The following is a 13,425-nucleotide window of genomic DNA, read 5'->3' as shown; positions in this document are numbered from 1 at the left end:
CGAAGCTTGTAACCCCCACCGGTTGCCACGTGTCAGTTCGATTTCGACCCTACGCGGTGACGACCGGGAGGGTTGTCACAATCTTTGCGACATCTCGTCTCGGTAGTCGGCGATAGTGCGCTCGATTCGCGCAGCATCGGCGTCGGCACCCTGTTTACGTGCGTCGTCCGCACGCTGCTGCAGGGTGCCGATCGCTTTCCGGAGCTCGTTGTCCGACATCCGCGGCCGGTGCACAGTGTGTTCCATGTCACACAGTGTGCCCGGCAACCGGGTGCGCGGCAAGCACCCCGAGATCACGGAATTTCTCAGACTGTGACAGATGCCGACGTGATGCTCTCGCGCACGAAACTGGACAGACTACGCGCCGCGAATTCGCGGAAGTAGGCAAGTTTGTCAGCGGGCACCAGGGACGGAAGGACTGTGTTCCAGACCTTCTCCATGCGCGAGGGGGCATCCTCCAGCCGGGACTGCGCCTCGGACACCATCAGAACTCCGGCGAGCATCTCGCACACCAGCAGCGCCGCGTTGCCCGCATCCAGATGGTCGGCGACGTCCCCGTGCTCGATTGCCCGCTCGAAGAGATGCTCGAAGATGTTCCCCCAGGTACCGAACACACTGCCGCGGGCGGTGTCGGATCCGTCGATCTCCATCTGCAACCGGTACATGACGCGCACCAGGGGATCCGATGCGGCGAGCTCGAGTACCGAATACGAGATTCCGATGACGGACTCGAGAGCCGGGCTACGACTGTCGACCAGGCCGGCGCACGCGGTGGACACGCGATCATGTCCCTCGTCGACGATCGCACGCGCCAGTTCTTCCTTGGACGCGAAATGGAAGTACAACGCACCCTTGGTCACACCGGACTGCGCTGACACCTGACTCAGCGTGGCATTCGCATGCCCCACCTCGAGGAAGAGATCTGCTGCAGCGCGCAGTGCGGCCGCTCGTGTTGCTTCTGCTCTCAGTTGTCTCACCATGTTGGAACACCCCTGCTCTGTCGACCTTGCATGACATCGACGCTCTGTATCCGCTGCCTACCCGTAGTCCGATCAGGTGAACGTAAAATTCACTTCGACATATCGGGCTGCCAGCGCTCGACAATAGTAACCGGTTCGGTGGCGATTTTGTGATTCGAAAGTGACAATTGCATGAAGAACAGCTCGTTTACAAAACGATTGAAATGAAAAGTTCCACTTCTCCGGTATTCGTAACGACTTCGACTTCCTCTTTGTAGGCGCGAAATATCGATCCGGACATAACGCACTCTTCGACCTGAGCCCACACGTCCTCGATCGGATCCGCCAATGCTCCGGTCGGCGTGAATACCGCGAACACTCCGGTCGGTACCGACACGAAGACATCCCCCACCGCGACGTCGCCGGGCGCGTCCACCGAGACGGCGACCACCGCGTTGACCGTACCGTGGGGGTCCGGAACGTACACCGTGCACACCTGGTGCGCGTCGATATGATTCTCGCGCAGACGATCTCGCAGGAATCGCATCCATTCGCTGCCGCTCGATTCCGCGCCGGGCTCCACTCGCGGTGCCACCAACCCACTGAACAGCTCTGCACTGCGCGCCGTCACCCGGAAGGTCATCACGAACCGCCGGGCGCGGTGATCGCCAGATAGAGGTCGATCTTGTACGCGTGGGGATAGCACTCGTAGTCGCCGGTGAACGATCGCACTATCTCGCCCTGCTCTTCGGCATGATCGATCTGGTTCCACAATCGGGTAAGAACGTCGGGGAAATACCCCACCGCAGAAAACCGTGCATATTTCGCCGCGGGCACTTTTGCCACCAGATGTCCGCGCGCAACTCGATCGAGCGAAGAACACTGATAACCGACTACCTGCGTATTGTACGAGCCGATACCGGGGGCGAAGTCGGTATAAATGGACGCGAGCGGACCCGAGGTCTCCTGATTGAGAACTGCGGACCACGCTTGATCGAGAGCCGGGTCGTCGAGGCGGCCGAGCGCCCGTTTGGGGCTGCGAACGGGAAGACCCGCGACCCACGTTTCAGCGAGGTCGACGATCTCGAACGACATTCACACTCCGTAGAGAAGTTGCAGGGGCAGATCCTGTGCTCGGAACCGGTCCGTTCACAATATCGCCCGTCAATCTACCGGCGCGACTGGTAGGTGGATCGTCAATCGATCAACCGTACTTCGCACCCGTTTCGATCGCCACAACAGCTGTCGTCGACGGTTTCTCCGGAGACCCGGAGGCCGCATCGGTTACCTCGTCCCACCATGTCCCGTCGACCGGACGCGCTAGATTCCGCAGGCAATTTCGGCCGTGCCTGCACCTGCCGAAGAACCGATACAGGAAACCGGTACGGATCGACGGTCCCCGCGCAGAGCGCGGTCCTACATTCCCCCAACTGCGAATCGGGCACAGAACAATGTCGAACGATTCACTCTCCGCGCGTTGCTGCAGCGTAACTCTGGTCGCGAATACCGGACAGCTCACGCACAGAGGTAGTGCCCGCTCCGGAGTGCGAGACCGGAAGAATTCGAGATTCGCACGACGACAGAATTCGCGTCAGGGGCCAATGCATCGTGTGCAGAACCAGGTCCGAAATCAGCAATCTGCGCAGCCAACCGCCGGCCAGCCCATGATGGGCCCACGTGCGATACGAACTCTGGACGTAGTGCCGGTACTCGAGGGGTGGCGTCAGCAAACGACGTCCGGACACCTCGACGCGCATCGGCTCGATCTGCGCGATCCGCAGACCGACCTTGTCGATACACAGAGACAGATCGATGTCCTCGTGTAGATCGGTACGCAGACTCGTGCGAGCGCGAACCGCTTCCCACGCGGATCTGCGGATAGCGAAATTGTTGCCCGAAGCGGCGGAAACCCAACGCTCAGAAGGCCTTTTCCGTACGGAACGGTCGACGAACGCCCGGTACGGTCGCGCCCACGGGGAGTCGTAGAGGTAGATCGGCCCGGTGACTGCGACATAGTCGAGGCGGCGCTCGAAGAAGTCGAGCACCGAGTCGACCCAGCCGGCCTCGATGCGGGTATCGGCGTCGATGCGGCCGATGACCGATCCGCGAGCGTGATCGAAACCGGCGTTGCGGGCGTGCACGACGCCGCGCTCGGACTCTCGCAGCAGAACCACCTGCGGAAAACGCCGCGCGTATTCGGTGACGATGGCCGCGGTGTCGTCGGTCGAATTGTTGTCGACGACAATTATCTCGTGAATGTGTTCGCGCTGAACGAGCAAAGCGTCCAGGCATTCGCCTATGTGAGCCGACTCGTCGAACGCAGGCACAACAATGGAAAGAGTATTCACAACGCCAACCCCTGACACATTTTTGGCAATCGTGTAGCCCGACATCCTTACACGGTGAATGCATTCGATTCCGAGCCGCTGACGTTGACGATGCTACATCATTACTTCAAGAAAAGAACCCGTCGAATTATTCGGACTTTATGGTTCAGAATTCGGAATTCGGAGGAAGTATCAATCGTTGCATTGCCTCCCGATCACGAGAACCGGCCTTGCCCCCGATCCACTGCTCCGCTACGGGAGGGGCGTTCAACTCTCGGCGACGGCGCGCCGGGGACCCGACGTACACGCCATCCGGTTCGCAGTCTCGCGTCACCAGCGAGTTGGCCCCGATGATGCATCCGGCACCGATGCGTACACCCGGCATCACGACCACGCCGGACCCGATCCACGCTCCCGGACCGATCACCACCGACTCACCCCGCAATGCGCCTGCTCGACGCCGCGACGGCCCGGTCTCGTGCGTACTGGTGATAATGCGAACGTGATCGGCGATGAAGACATGATCACCGATCACGATGTCGGCAACGGTGTCGAAATAGCAGCCGAAGTTCACGAACACGCCGGTTCCCAATCGAACCGATGCTTGTCCTTGAATCATGGAACCGCCGTACATCAGGCACGGACCGGTCGTTCGTAGACCCGCAGGCCGCAGAACGGATGCGCGCAGCACTGCAGGCAGGAACGGCACGTTCGCCAACCAGACGACGGTCGCCTGACGCATCTGAACGAGGGCCCAGCGGACGTCCCCCGGGTCACGCATCCAGTCGCGGACACGCGAGAGAGCCGTCACGCGGCAGCTCGCATCCGTTCGTCGGACTCGGCACGATCGTCGACCGGCAGAGCCCGGCACGGCACGGCTGCGAACAGTCGCGAGATGGGCCAGCGCAGTGTGTGCATCAGCCAATCCATGGCCACGATGCGACCCAGCTTGCGCGACGCGAGACCGTGCTCCTCGTACGAGCGGTAGCCGGCCAACGCATAGTGGACGTACTTCACCGGCGATGTCGTCGCGCGCCTACCGGACACTGCGGCCTTCATCCGTCCGTTCTGGGCGACGGGCAGATGCTCGGCGGCCAGGCACAGGCACAGGTCGATGTCTTCGTGTATGCAGGTTCGCTCACTGACCGCACCGCGAACCGTGCGCCAGGCCGATGCGCGGATCGCGAAGTTGTTACCCGATACCGCCAGCGCAGAGCGCACCAAGGGCTCACGTCGCTCGGCGCGCGAGTGCATCCACGCCAGAGGTCGGGCCCAGGGTGATTCGTACAGGAACGTCCGGCCACCCGTGGCAGCGACGGTGGAATGCTCGTCGAAGAAATCGACGATCGAGCGCGCCCACCCGGGTCGAACACGGGTGTCGGCGTCGATTCGACCGATGATCGACGAGTCCACCAGGTCGAATCCGGTGTTGCGAGCATGGACCACGCCGCGATTGGGTTCGTGCACCAGCACGACCTTGTTCGTCCGCGCGCGAACGTTGTTCACCAATTGAAGCGTTCCGTCGGTGGACCCGTTGTCCACCACGACGATGCGGTCGATGTCGTCGCCCTGATCGAGCAACAGCGTCAAGCACTCGCCCAGATGATCGACCTCGTCGAGTACCGGAATTACCACACTGAGCGTGTTCATTTCGATCCCCTGACAAATTTCGACATTTCAATTCTTCACAGCAACCTCTTAGAACTTACGACATGTCCCGGTAATTGCCTAAAGATGCCCGAGTTGCATATCCGCAGCTCACGGGTCCGAAAGATTCCCGAAGACAGGTACCGACGCTTCAAACAATCGAATCGAAGGTTTTGCGCGTCGATAGTGCAATTGAGGTTTATCCAGCACCCGCCTTCGAGAATGAACCCCCGAACCGACCACCTAGTTCGGTCGATACAAATCCATTCGGAATTCACTTCGCGGTAATATTCGCCGCCGTTGTTACCGGACAACTGTTACCGGACAACGAAAAAACCGCCACTCGGGTGAGTGACGGTTTTTGTCTTGGGTGGAGCTGAGGGGAATCGAACCCCTGACCTTCTCGATGCGAACGAGACGCGCTACCAACTGCGCCACAGCCCCTTCGCCGTCATGTCGACCGGCTGGGTAACTCTAGCAAAGCCGCTTCGGGCGGCAGCTACGCGCCCTGGGCTCTGCGCATGTCCCGGTCCTCGTCACGACGTGCCTGGAACGGCTCCTCGTAGTGATCGAGATGCTCGAATTCGGGATCCTCGTCGTCGATCTCGAGCACCACCGCACCGGGGCGACGCAACCGCTGCGGGACGAGCTCGAGTTCGTCGTCGGTCTCCGATTCCACACCGAGACGGGACCGGCCCATCCGGGTGAGCCGACGTCGACGGACCTCTTCCTCGATCTGCACCTGACGACGCAGGTAGTACAGGTAACCGACGAGGACGGCGACGGACAGTCCGCACAGCCACCAGACCGTCGGAGAGATGATGAAGGCCAGAGCCGCAGTGGTGATCGCCGCGAATACCAACCCCAGAACTGCGCGCTGCCGAAACGCGTACCGCGCGGCACGGGCGATCGCATCGGCCTCGGGGTCGAAACCGCCGCGGCCGCGTCGGCGAGGGACGAAATCGTCGTCGACGACACCGGGTTCGTGCGCGGGCGAACTTGTACTCGATGCCTCCGAGTCGGGTGCATCGCGCTCGAGGTCGCTGTCTGCTGCGTGAGTGTCCATCGGGTCCTCCGCGGTACCGGGTAGATCGGGTGAGTCTGGACGAACAGTCGCAATCGCGGGGCCGAAGATCTCTCGGGCCGGCGCGGAGACTCGCAGGTCGTCCTCCGGTCGCCAGTGGGGATCACTGCGGTGCCCGGTCGCGGGGCCGCGCTGCTTTCGCTTCGTGCCACCCCGATGCAGCACGCGGGTCGCGAGCGCTGCGTCGGTCGTCTGCATGATCTGCGGACGCTTGGTCATCAGCATGGGCAGAAGAACGAAGAGCCAGACGGCTACGAGACCGATCCAGATGATCGAGTTCGGCATCGGCGATGTTCTCCTCCCTGGGCAACGGTGACACTTGTGACGTCATCAGGCTATGGGGAGGAGGCGCGAGAACGATGCAGACGCGCCGACCCGAATTACACTCCTGTCACTTTGACAACATCAGACGCGGTCGGCCGTCAGGCCCACGCGGCCCGACCGTTGCGAACCAACCGATCGACAACGGTTCCCTGCACCTCACCCGAGGTGATCGCGACGAGCTTGTGATCGCGCCATTCGCCGTCGACGTCGAGGTACTTGTAGAGCAATCCCTCTTCGCGAAAGCCGACGTTGCGCAGCACCGCTTGGCTGGCCAGGTTCTCCGGTCGAACCGTCGCTTCGACGCGGTGGAGTCCGACCGGGCCGAAGCAATGGTCGAGACCGAGCGCCAGAGCCGCGGTGGCCACACCCTTGCCGTTGACCTCCTTGGAGACCCAGTACCCGATCCAGGCCGAACGCAGTGCGCCCCGCACGATGTTTCCGGTGGTGATCTGCCCGCAGAATTCACCGTCGACTTCGATGACCATCGGCAGCATGTGTCCCTTGCGCGCCTCGGACTTGAGGCCCGAGCACAGGGTCGGCCACGAGGAGATGTGGTGTCGCGAATTCCAGCTGCCCTCGCCACTGGGCTCCCAGGGTTCGAGGTGGGCGCGATCCGCAGTACGAATCCGACTCCAGGCGGCCGCGTCGCGCATCCGTACCGGCCGCAACGTGACAGTTCCGCCGGCCACTCGCACTGGACCCAATTTCGCCGGCCAACCTGGGTGGCTCGACCACGTTCGCGGCATCCGTCGATCGTATGCGCTCCGCGCAGTGGTGCGCTCGAGTGCCCCAGGCGGCACTCGACCGCACCACTGGCGTCAGCCCCGCTGAGCGAGGAACGAGACCTTGACTTCCTCGCCGGTTCGGATTTCGGTGACCTCGGGATCGATGACGACCAGGCAGTTCGCCTCGGCGAGCGTGGCCAACAGATGCGAGGACGATCCGGGTGCACCGCCGAGGGCCTGAACCAGGTATTCACCGGTTCCCTCGTCGCGCATGAGCTGGCCGCGGAGAAATCCCTTGCGGTCCTCGATCGAGGTGATCGGCGCGACGGTTCGTGCGGTCACGGTCCGACGCATCGGCTGCCGTCGGCCCAGGGCGATGCGAATCAGCGGACGCACCATCACCTCGAACACCACCAGCGCGCTGACGGGGTTGGCCGGCAACAGAAAGGTGGGGACCTCGTCGCGTCCGAGTTGACCGAAGCCCTGGACGGAGCCGGGGTGCATGGCAACTCGCTCCACTTCCATGTCGCCGAGTTCGCCGAGCGCCTCGCGCACACCGTCCGATGCACCGCCGCCCACTGCTCCGGCGATGACCACGATCTCGGAACGGATCAACTGCCCCTCGACCACCTCGCGCAGTCGCTTGGGATCGGTGCTGACGATCCCGACGCGGTTGACGTCTGCTCCGGCGTCGCGCGCCGCGGCGGCGAGTGCGTAGGAGTTGACGTCGTACACCTGACCGGGCCCGGGGGTCCGATCGGTGTCGACCAGTTCGCCGCCCACGGAGATCACCGAGAGCCGCGGCCGCGGATGCACCAGCACCTTGTCGCGCCCGACGGCTGCGAGCAGTCCCACCTGAGCTGCGCCGATGATCGTGCCTGCGCGCACCGCCACATCACCGGGCTGTACGTCGTCGCCGATCTTGCGGACGTAGTCGCCCGAGCGCACCGGACGGAACACCTTGACGCGGGCGCGACCGCTGTCGGTTCGATCCAACGGCAACACCGCGTCGGCCAAGGTGGGCAGCGGCGCGCCGGTGTCGACTCGCACTGCCTGACGCGGTTGCAGCCGGATGGGTTGACGCGATCCGGCGGACACCTCGCCGACGACGGGGAGCGTCAGGTCGATACGTTCGTCGTCCTCGTTGCGCAGGTCGGTGCCCGCGGCCGCCACATCGACGCTCCGCACCGCGTAGCCGTCGATGGCTGCCTGGTCGAAACCGGGAAGGGGACGCTCGGTGACCACTTCTTCTGCACACAGCAGGCCCTGTGCTTCCGAGATGGCGACCCGAACAGGCCGTGGAGCCACCGCCGCGGCGGTCACCCTGGTCTGCTGATCTTCGACCGAGCGCATCTGGCCCTTCCTCTATGGCATCGACCCGCGATGCTATTCGTACGTGGTCAGTTCCGGTGCCCAGCTGTCGCTCAAGCGTTCGTTCAGCCATTCACGCAGCGCCGGACCGTAGTCGTCACGTTGTAGAGCAAAGTCAACCGCAGCGCGCAGGTATCCCCCGGGATTTCCGAGGTCGTGTCTCGATCCGCGGTGCACCACCACGTGGACGGGGTGGCCTTCTTCGATCAGCAAGGCAATGGCGTCGGTGAGCTGCAGCTCGCCGCCTGCACCGGGCTTGATCCGTCGCAGAGCGTCGAAGATCGCGCGGTCCAGCAAGTACCGGCCTGCGGCGGCCAGGTTGGACGGGGCGTCCTCCTGCTTGGGCTTTTCGACCATACCGGTGACCTTGAGGACGTTCGGGTTGACCGCGTCGGGCACGATCTCGACCGAGAAGACGCCGTAGGAGGAGACCTTGTCGTCGGGAACCTCGATGGCGCACAACACCGAGCCTCCGCGCTTGGCGCGCACGCGGGCCATGACGTCCAGCACACCGCGGGGCATCACCAGATCGTCGGGAAGCAGAACGGCAACGGAATCCTCGTCGTCGTCGAGAACTTCCTCGGCACAGGCGACGGCATGTCCGAGTCCGAGCGGCTCGTGCTGAATGACCGACTGGACGTCGAGCAGACCCGGGGCAACCCGCACCTTCTCGAGCATTTCGAGCTTGCCGCTGGCCTCCAGCTTGTTCTCGAGTACGAGGTCCTCGACGAAGTGGGCGACGACGCCGTCCTTGCCGGGGGACGTGACGATCACCAGTCGCTGTGCGCCGGAATCTGCGGCTTCGCCGGCGACGAGCTCGATACCGGGAGTGTCGACCACTGGAAGCAGTTCTTTCGGAACGGTTTTCGTGGCCGGCAGGAACCGGGTACCCATGCCCGCTGCGGGAACAATGGCCGTGCGGAAATGCACGGGCGTGGCGGCGGTCGTCGCTGTAACGGCTTCTGTCATGGTGCTCACCCTATCCATGGTTTCTGGTGATCTGCTCGCCGTGTGCTGCGTTTTACCCCCGAGTGCATATCGTTGAACGACAGCACAGGAAGGGAGGACGAATCGTTGTGACCGTTCCCGATTTCACGGAGAACACGCCCAAGGATCGATGGCGAAAGTATGTTCTCGCCGAACGCCGACTGCTCGACGGTGCGCAACGCGCAATGGAGTCCTCTGCACTCTGTCACGTCCTCGGCGAATTGGCTGCCGAACACCCCGTCGTCGCCGCGTACGTTCCTGTCGGCAGCGAGCCGGGTTCGATCGAGATGCTCGACGCGATGGCCGCGGCCGGGTCGGTCGTTCTGCTTCCGAGTGCGCACGAGCCGGGTCCCTTGCGCTGGGCTCGATACGCCGGGCGTGAGTCGTTGGTGAAAGCCCCGTTCGGTCTGTTGGAACCGTCGGGACCGACGCTCGATCCCGACGCGGTGTCGGAGTGCACTCTGGTTCTCGTTCCGGCGCTGGGCGTGGACCGGAACGGAAACAGGCTGGGCCGAGGCGCAGGCTTCTACGATCGAACTCTCGACCTGTGCAGACCCGACGCGATGCTGGTCGCGGTGGTGCGCGAGAGCGAAGTGGTCGATCGCCTACCTGCCGAATCGCACGACAGACCGGTAACACACGTGCTCACCGCCGGCGGGCTCGTACGCTTGAGTACGGAATAACGCTAGGATTCGATTCGTTGGCACTCCTGACTGTAGAGTGCTAATGCTCTCCCCAGTTTCGACAGTTTCGACGAACAGACAAGACACCGGCGGTGTTCGGCCTCGGCCAGCAGAGCGGCGAATTTCCTCGGTGACCAGCGCGGAGGAAACACGATGCCCACTTACTCATACGCATGCACCGAGTGCGACAACCGCTTCGACATCGTTCAGTCCTTCACCGACGACACACTGACGGTGTGCCCCGCGTGCTCGGGCAAGCTTCGCAAGCTGTTCAACTCCGTCGGCATCGTCTTCAAGGGCAGCGGCTTCTACCGCACCGACAGCCGAGGCGGCTCCAGCACCTCCAGCGAGGGCGCAGGCGAGAAGAAGTCCGATGCGGCAGCCACGAAATCGGACAGCAAGACCGACTCGAAGCCCGCCGAGAAGAAATCTTCGGATTCGTCGTCGTCGAGCAGTTCCTCTTCGTCGTCGACCACGAAAGCTGCTGCCAGCCAGTAGTTTTCCGCTTCATCCACAGGCCGGGCCGTTATCCACAGCCCGGCCTTTTCGGTGCCTGTTCCGGCTCGGGCAGCGATACCGTTTGCGCCATGGCTGCCGGCAAGAATCGACTCGACTCGACGCTGCTCGATCGCATCACCCTGCGTCCGGCATGGGTCGGATCCACGAAATTCAGACGGATCGCGGCCGGGGTTCTGGTCGCGGTTGCACTGGTGCTGTTCCTCGACGACGCCGCCGGCGAAGACCGCGTACGGGTGATCACGGCCGGACGCGACCTGACACCCGGCACCGTACTGACGCAGGCCGATATCGCCGTCGCAGAGTGGGACGGGGCGAACGTCCCCGAGGGCGCACTCGTCGAATCCGAAGCGGTGGACGGCCAGACCCTCACCGGGCCGGTCCGAGCGGGCGAACTGCTCACCGACGTTCGGCTGCTCGGATCTCGGACCGCCACGACGACGCTGGGGACCGAGGCACGCGTCGTACCGGTGCATCTCGCCGACGCCGCGGTGACCGACCTGCTGCGTGAAGGCGACCGCGTCGACGTGTTGACGGTCGAGTCTCAGGACGACCCGAATGCGGTGCCCGCGGCACGGGTGCTGGCGTCGGGAGCGATGGTTGTGCTCGTCTCCGCCGACGCCGGTGGCAATCGGCAGCGAGACCGAGTCGTCTTGCTGGCCCTACCGACGAACGACGCGACGACGGTCGCGGCAGCCTCTTTGGTCAGCGCGCTCACGGTCACCCTGCACTAACGTCTCTCGAGACAGAACAAACCGAACGTTGGGAGAAGGGCTCATGCTGAAGGGCTTCAAGGACTTTCTACTCCGCGGCAACGTGGTGGACCTCGCAGTCGCCGTCGTCGTCGGCGCAGCATTCACCGCAATCGTCACCGCATTCACGACGAACGTCATCAACCCCCTTGTCGCTGCCCTCGGTGGCAGCAACGAATACGGGTTCGGGTTTCAGATCACGTCGTCGCCGGAATCGTTCGTCAACGTCGGTGCCGTCATCACCGCGATCATCAACTTCGTCATCATCGCGGCCGTGGTCTACTTCGTGCTGATCCTGCCGGTGAACACGGCGAAAAAGCGCTTCGTGAGCCAGCCGGAGAAGGAACTGAGCGACGTCGACGTGCTGGTGCAGATTCGCGACATCCTCGCGGGAGGAACCGCAGCGGGACAGAAACTGTCGACCGCAGCCGACACCACCGGCGGTAGCGGCGAGGCCATGGACGCAGCCCCGGACCTCGGCAAGCATTCCAAGGACTGACGCCGGTCGCTTCGACGAATGAATGCGCCATTCACGTTGTCTGACAGCGTGAATGGCGCATTCATTCGTTGTGGGGGTGCGTCGAGGCACGCCCCAGCAGAACTCAGTTGGTGAACGTCGACAGAGGAAGCGCGTCGAGTGTGATCGTGGTGCCGTCGGCCTCGCACGCCGAGGCCACGGCTGCCCCGTTGTCGACAAATGCGGTACCGGACTCACTGTCGGTGGTCGAGAGCTCCAGGGTGTCAGCAGGCAGCGCGTCGACGAAGGTCGTGAGCGAGCTCGCGACATCGCCGGAAGCGGTGCTGGGCAACGCCTTCAGCTTGTCGACAGCTGCCTGCTTGTCGGCGGTCCACTTGTCGATGTTCTCGGCTGATCCGGGTCCCTGTGCAACCAACCCCGCAAACGCGTTGTGGTCGGCGGCGAAGGTGTTGCAGACGTCGGTGTTCTCGCCGGACGCCGCGGACTCGCCACTGCTACAACCGGCGGCGAGACCGAGAGCGAGGATCGCCCCTGCGGCTGCAACTGTGAAACGGGCTTTCGAGTGCATCTTTGCTTCAGTGCCTCTCTGTACAAGTCGAACTACCGTGTGCCGAACATAGTTCAGGCCCGCACGGAGTATTCCGTGCGGGCCTGAACTTGTGTCGATTTACAACTGGTGAAGCTGTATCACCGAGCTACAACTGATCGGATTCAGTTGAGGCGAACCGGTGCACCATAGGTGACTGCAACGTCGCCCGTTGCGCTGGTCAGCGAAACGTACGGACGGATGGTGACGTTACCCAGGATCTGAGTAGCCGTTCCGTGCAGGTTGGCGATCTGGATGGAACCGCTGGTGCCAGCTGCGTCACCCTCGGAAGAGGTGAGGTCGGCTTCTTCAGCGACAACTGCGATTGCGCTCTCGGACTGGACGACGCCGGGGCCGTTGGCGAGGTTGATGTAGCCGGTGGCCTGCGGGATCAGCTGAACGCCGACATCCAAGCCGCTGGTGGAGGTGCCGGTGCCGGTCAGCGGTCCGACGGAGGGCGCAGTGCCGTCCAGCGGGAACGATCCGGTGACGCTGGACTCGTTGCCCGAACCGAGGTTGAACTCAGCGGAAGGCGAAGACCATTCGACGTCGATGCCGCCGCCGAGGCTCATCGGGTAGCCGATCTGGTAACCGATCTTGAGGGTGCCCTCGAAGTCGTCGGCCGTGGGGCCCTGGACGTCGTAGGAAGCCCGGCCGTTGGCGAACCACTCACGAGTGAGCGGGTTGCCGTCGAGCGGAGCGACACCGTTGATGAAGGTGTCGGACAGCGTCACCGTGACGGTGTTGCCGTCGGCGTCGACGATCGAGTTGGAGCTGTCGACAGCGGCTGAAGCGGTTCCGGTACCGAGCACCAGGCCGACTACCGAAGCGCCGGCAGCAACTGCAACGCTCATGGACTTGAGTCCCCGGCTGCGCCGCGACTTCTGGATCTCCGTCATTTATTCCTCATCATGTTCAGTCCCAGCGCGGTGTCGCACGGGGAAGCTTGTGGCTTTCACCCTCGAACTAGATCGGACGCAACGATG

Annotated in this window: 17 protein-coding genes and 1 tRNA gene; 4 read left to right on the top strand and 14 right to left on the bottom strand. The window is 63.2% G+C overall.

What is annotated here, in order from left to right:
- Positions 1-75 precede the first annotated feature (75 nt).
- The 12 genes from AB0362_RS21365 to AB0362_RS21310 form a co-directional block, all read right to left on the bottom strand.
- Entirely contained in the window at positions 76-246 is a 171-nt protein-coding gene (locus tag AB0362_RS21365; RefSeq protein WP_366236140.1) for a hypothetical protein, read from the bottom strand.
- Positions 247-305: 59 nt separating this feature from the next.
- A complete protein-coding gene (locus AB0362_RS21360) occupies positions 306-980 on the bottom strand; it encodes a ScbR family autoregulator-binding transcription factor (protein ID WP_068049771.1) in 675 nt (224 codons plus the stop codon).
- A gap of 187 nt (positions 981-1,167) precedes the next feature.
- Positions 1,168-1,602, bottom strand: coding sequence for a GyrI-like domain-containing protein (locus AB0362_RS21355; protein ID WP_366236139.1), 435 nt, complete (start codon positions 1,600-1,602; stop codon positions 1,168-1,170).
- A complete protein-coding gene (locus AB0362_RS21350) occupies positions 1,602-2,054 on the bottom strand; it encodes a GyrI-like domain-containing protein (RefSeq protein ID WP_068049769.1) in 453 nt (150 codons plus the stop codon). Before AB0362_RS21350 ends, AB0362_RS21355 begins: the two co-directional genes overlap by 1 nt.
- Positions 2,055-2,422: 368 nt before the next feature.
- Positions 2,423-3,352, bottom strand: a complete 930-nt coding sequence (locus AB0362_RS21345) for a glycosyltransferase family A protein (RefSeq protein WP_121870641.1) — start codon at positions 3,350-3,352, stop codon at positions 2,423-2,425.
- 100 nt (positions 3,353-3,452) lie between these two features.
- Positions 3,453-4,097, bottom strand: a complete 645-nt coding sequence (locus tag AB0362_RS21340) for an acetyltransferase (RefSeq protein ID WP_366236138.1) — start codon at positions 4,095-4,097, stop codon at positions 3,453-3,455.
- Positions 4,094-4,936 (bottom strand): glycosyltransferase, encoded by an 843-nt coding sequence (locus tag AB0362_RS21335; protein ID WP_366236137.1) that lies wholly within the window; start codon positions 4,934-4,936, stop codon positions 4,094-4,096. The genes AB0362_RS21340 and AB0362_RS21335 overlap by 4 nt, the downstream gene beginning before the upstream one ends.
- 368 nt (positions 4,937-5,304) lie before the next feature.
- Positions 5,305-5,377 (bottom strand) — tRNA-Ala (locus tag AB0362_RS21330).
- A gap of 55 nt (positions 5,378-5,432) precedes the next feature.
- Positions 5,433-6,302, bottom strand: a complete 870-nt coding sequence (gene glpR / locus AB0362_RS21325; RefSeq protein ID WP_366236136.1) for a gephyrin-like molybdotransferase receptor GlpR — start codon at positions 6,300-6,302, stop codon at positions 5,433-5,435.
- Positions 6,303-6,439: 137 nt separating this feature from the next.
- A complete protein-coding gene (locus AB0362_RS21320) occupies positions 6,440-7,087 on the bottom strand; it encodes a GNAT family protein (protein ID WP_149405146.1) in 648 nt (215 codons plus the stop codon).
- A gap of 72 nt (positions 7,088-7,159) precedes the next feature.
- Positions 7,160-8,419 carry a gephyrin-like molybdotransferase Glp gene (glp, locus tag AB0362_RS21315; RefSeq protein ID WP_032395737.1) on the bottom strand — a complete coding sequence of 420 codons (1,260 nt, stop codon included), beginning with the start codon at positions 8,417-8,419 and terminating at the stop codon, positions 7,160-7,162.
- 33 nt (positions 8,420-8,452) lie between these two features.
- Positions 8,453-9,406, bottom strand: a complete 954-nt coding sequence (locus AB0362_RS21310) for a UTP--glucose-1-phosphate uridylyltransferase (protein ID WP_037192236.1) — start codon at positions 9,404-9,406, stop codon at positions 8,453-8,455.
- 107 nt (positions 9,407-9,513) lie between these two features.
- On the opposite strand from AB0362_RS21310, the gene AB0362_RS21305 reads away from it, so the two are divergent.
- The 4 genes from AB0362_RS21305 to mscL all read left to right on the top strand — a co-directional run bounded on the left by AB0362_RS21305 (position 9,514) and on the right by mscL (position 11,874).
- Positions 9,514-10,107, top strand: coding sequence for a 5-formyltetrahydrofolate cyclo-ligase (locus AB0362_RS21305; protein WP_366236135.1), 594 nt, complete (start codon positions 9,514-9,516; stop codon positions 10,105-10,107).
- 153 nt (positions 10,108-10,260) lie between these two features.
- Positions 10,261-10,605 carry an FmdB family zinc ribbon protein gene (locus tag AB0362_RS21300; protein ID WP_094639550.1) on the top strand — a complete coding sequence of 115 codons (345 nt, stop codon included), beginning with the start codon at positions 10,261-10,263 and terminating at the stop codon, positions 10,603-10,605.
- Positions 10,606-10,694: 89 nt separating this feature from the next.
- Positions 10,695-11,357, top strand: coding sequence for an SAF domain-containing protein (locus tag AB0362_RS21295; protein WP_317810756.1), 663 nt, complete (start codon positions 10,695-10,697; stop codon positions 11,355-11,357).
- A gap of 43 nt (positions 11,358-11,400) precedes the next feature.
- Complete coding sequence (gene mscL, locus AB0362_RS21290; protein WP_037191966.1) at positions 11,401-11,874, top strand: large conductance mechanosensitive channel protein MscL; 474 nt, start codon at positions 11,401-11,403, stop codon at positions 11,872-11,874.
- Between the two features lie 103 nt (positions 11,875-11,977).
- On the opposite strand, the gene AB0362_RS21285 is transcribed toward mscL, so the two are convergent.
- Together AB0362_RS21285 and AB0362_RS21280 are read right to left on the bottom strand one after the other, a co-directional pair.
- On the bottom strand, positions 11,978-12,421 hold the full coding sequence (locus tag AB0362_RS21285) for a hypothetical protein (protein WP_317810755.1): 444 nt from the start codon (positions 12,419-12,421) through the stop codon (positions 11,978-11,980).
- A 143-nt stretch (positions 12,422-12,564) separates the two neighbouring features.
- Complete coding sequence (locus AB0362_RS21280; RefSeq protein ID WP_317810754.1) at positions 12,565-13,338, bottom strand: MspA family porin; 774 nt, start codon at positions 13,336-13,338, stop codon at positions 12,565-12,567.
- Positions 13,339-13,425 lie beyond the last annotated feature (87 nt).

The organism is Rhodococcus sp. NPDC079359 (assembly GCF_040702585.1).
Taxonomy (GTDB): domain Bacteria; phylum Actinomycetota; class Actinomycetes; order Mycobacteriales; family Mycobacteriaceae; genus Rhodococcoides.
Note: the sequence above shows the minus strand (reverse complement) of the source record. Positions and strands in the feature narration are given on the sequence as shown.

What these genes read in the sequence shown, in the direction of transcription:
- AB0362_RS21365 (WP_366236140.1), bottom strand. Translation starts at nt 246, where the DNA reads ATGGAACACACTGTGCACCGGCCGCGGATGTCGGACAACGAGCTCCGG.
- AB0362_RS21360 (WP_068049771.1), bottom strand. Translation starts at nt 980, where the DNA reads ATGGTGAGACAACTGAGAGCAGAAGCAACACGAGCGGCCGCACTGCGC.
- AB0362_RS21355 (WP_366236139.1), bottom strand. Translation starts at nt 1,602, where the DNA reads ATGACCTTCCGGGTGACGGCGCGCAGTGCAGAGCTGTTCAGTGGGTTG.
- AB0362_RS21350 (WP_068049769.1), bottom strand. Translation starts at nt 2,054, where the DNA reads ATGTCGTTCGAGATCGTCGACCTCGCTGAAACGTGGGTCGCGGGTCTT.
- AB0362_RS21345 (WP_121870641.1), bottom strand. Translation starts at nt 3,352, where the DNA reads ATGTCGGGCTACACGATTGCCAAAAATGTGTCAGGGGTTGGCGTTGTG.
- AB0362_RS21335 (WP_366236137.1), bottom strand. Translation starts at nt 4,936, where the DNA reads ATGAACACGCTCAGTGTGGTAATTCCGGTACTCGACGAGGTCGATCAT.
- glpR (WP_366236136.1), bottom strand. Translation starts at nt 6,302, where the DNA reads ATGCCGAACTCGATCATCTGGATCGGTCTCGTAGCCGTCTGGCTCTTC.
- AB0362_RS21320 (WP_149405146.1), bottom strand. Translation starts at nt 7,087, where the DNA reads ATGCCGCGAACGTGGTCGAGCCACCCAGGTTGGCCGGCGAAATTGGGT.
- glp (WP_032395737.1), bottom strand. Translation starts at nt 8,419, where the DNA reads ATGCGCTCGGTCGAAGATCAGCAGACCAGGGTGACCGCCGCGGCGGTG.
- AB0362_RS21310 (WP_037192236.1), bottom strand. Translation starts at nt 9,406, where the DNA reads ATGACAGAAGCCGTTACAGCGACGACCGCCGCCACGCCCGTGCATTTC.
- AB0362_RS21300 (WP_094639550.1), top strand. Translation starts at nt 10,261, where the DNA reads ATGCCCACTTACTCATACGCATGCACCGAGTGCGACAACCGCTTCGAC.
- AB0362_RS21295 (WP_317810756.1), top strand. Translation starts at nt 10,695, where the DNA reads ATGGCTGCCGGCAAGAATCGACTCGACTCGACGCTGCTCGATCGCATC.
- mscL (WP_037191966.1), top strand. Translation starts at nt 11,401, where the DNA reads ATGCTGAAGGGCTTCAAGGACTTTCTACTCCGCGGCAACGTGGTGGAC.
- AB0362_RS21285 (WP_317810755.1), bottom strand. Translation starts at nt 12,421, where the DNA reads ATGCACTCGAAAGCCCGTTTCACAGTTGCAGCCGCAGGGGCGATCCTC.
- AB0362_RS21280 (WP_317810754.1), bottom strand. Translation starts at nt 13,338, where the DNA reads ATGACGGAGATCCAGAAGTCGCGGCGCAGCCGGGGACTCAAGTCCATG.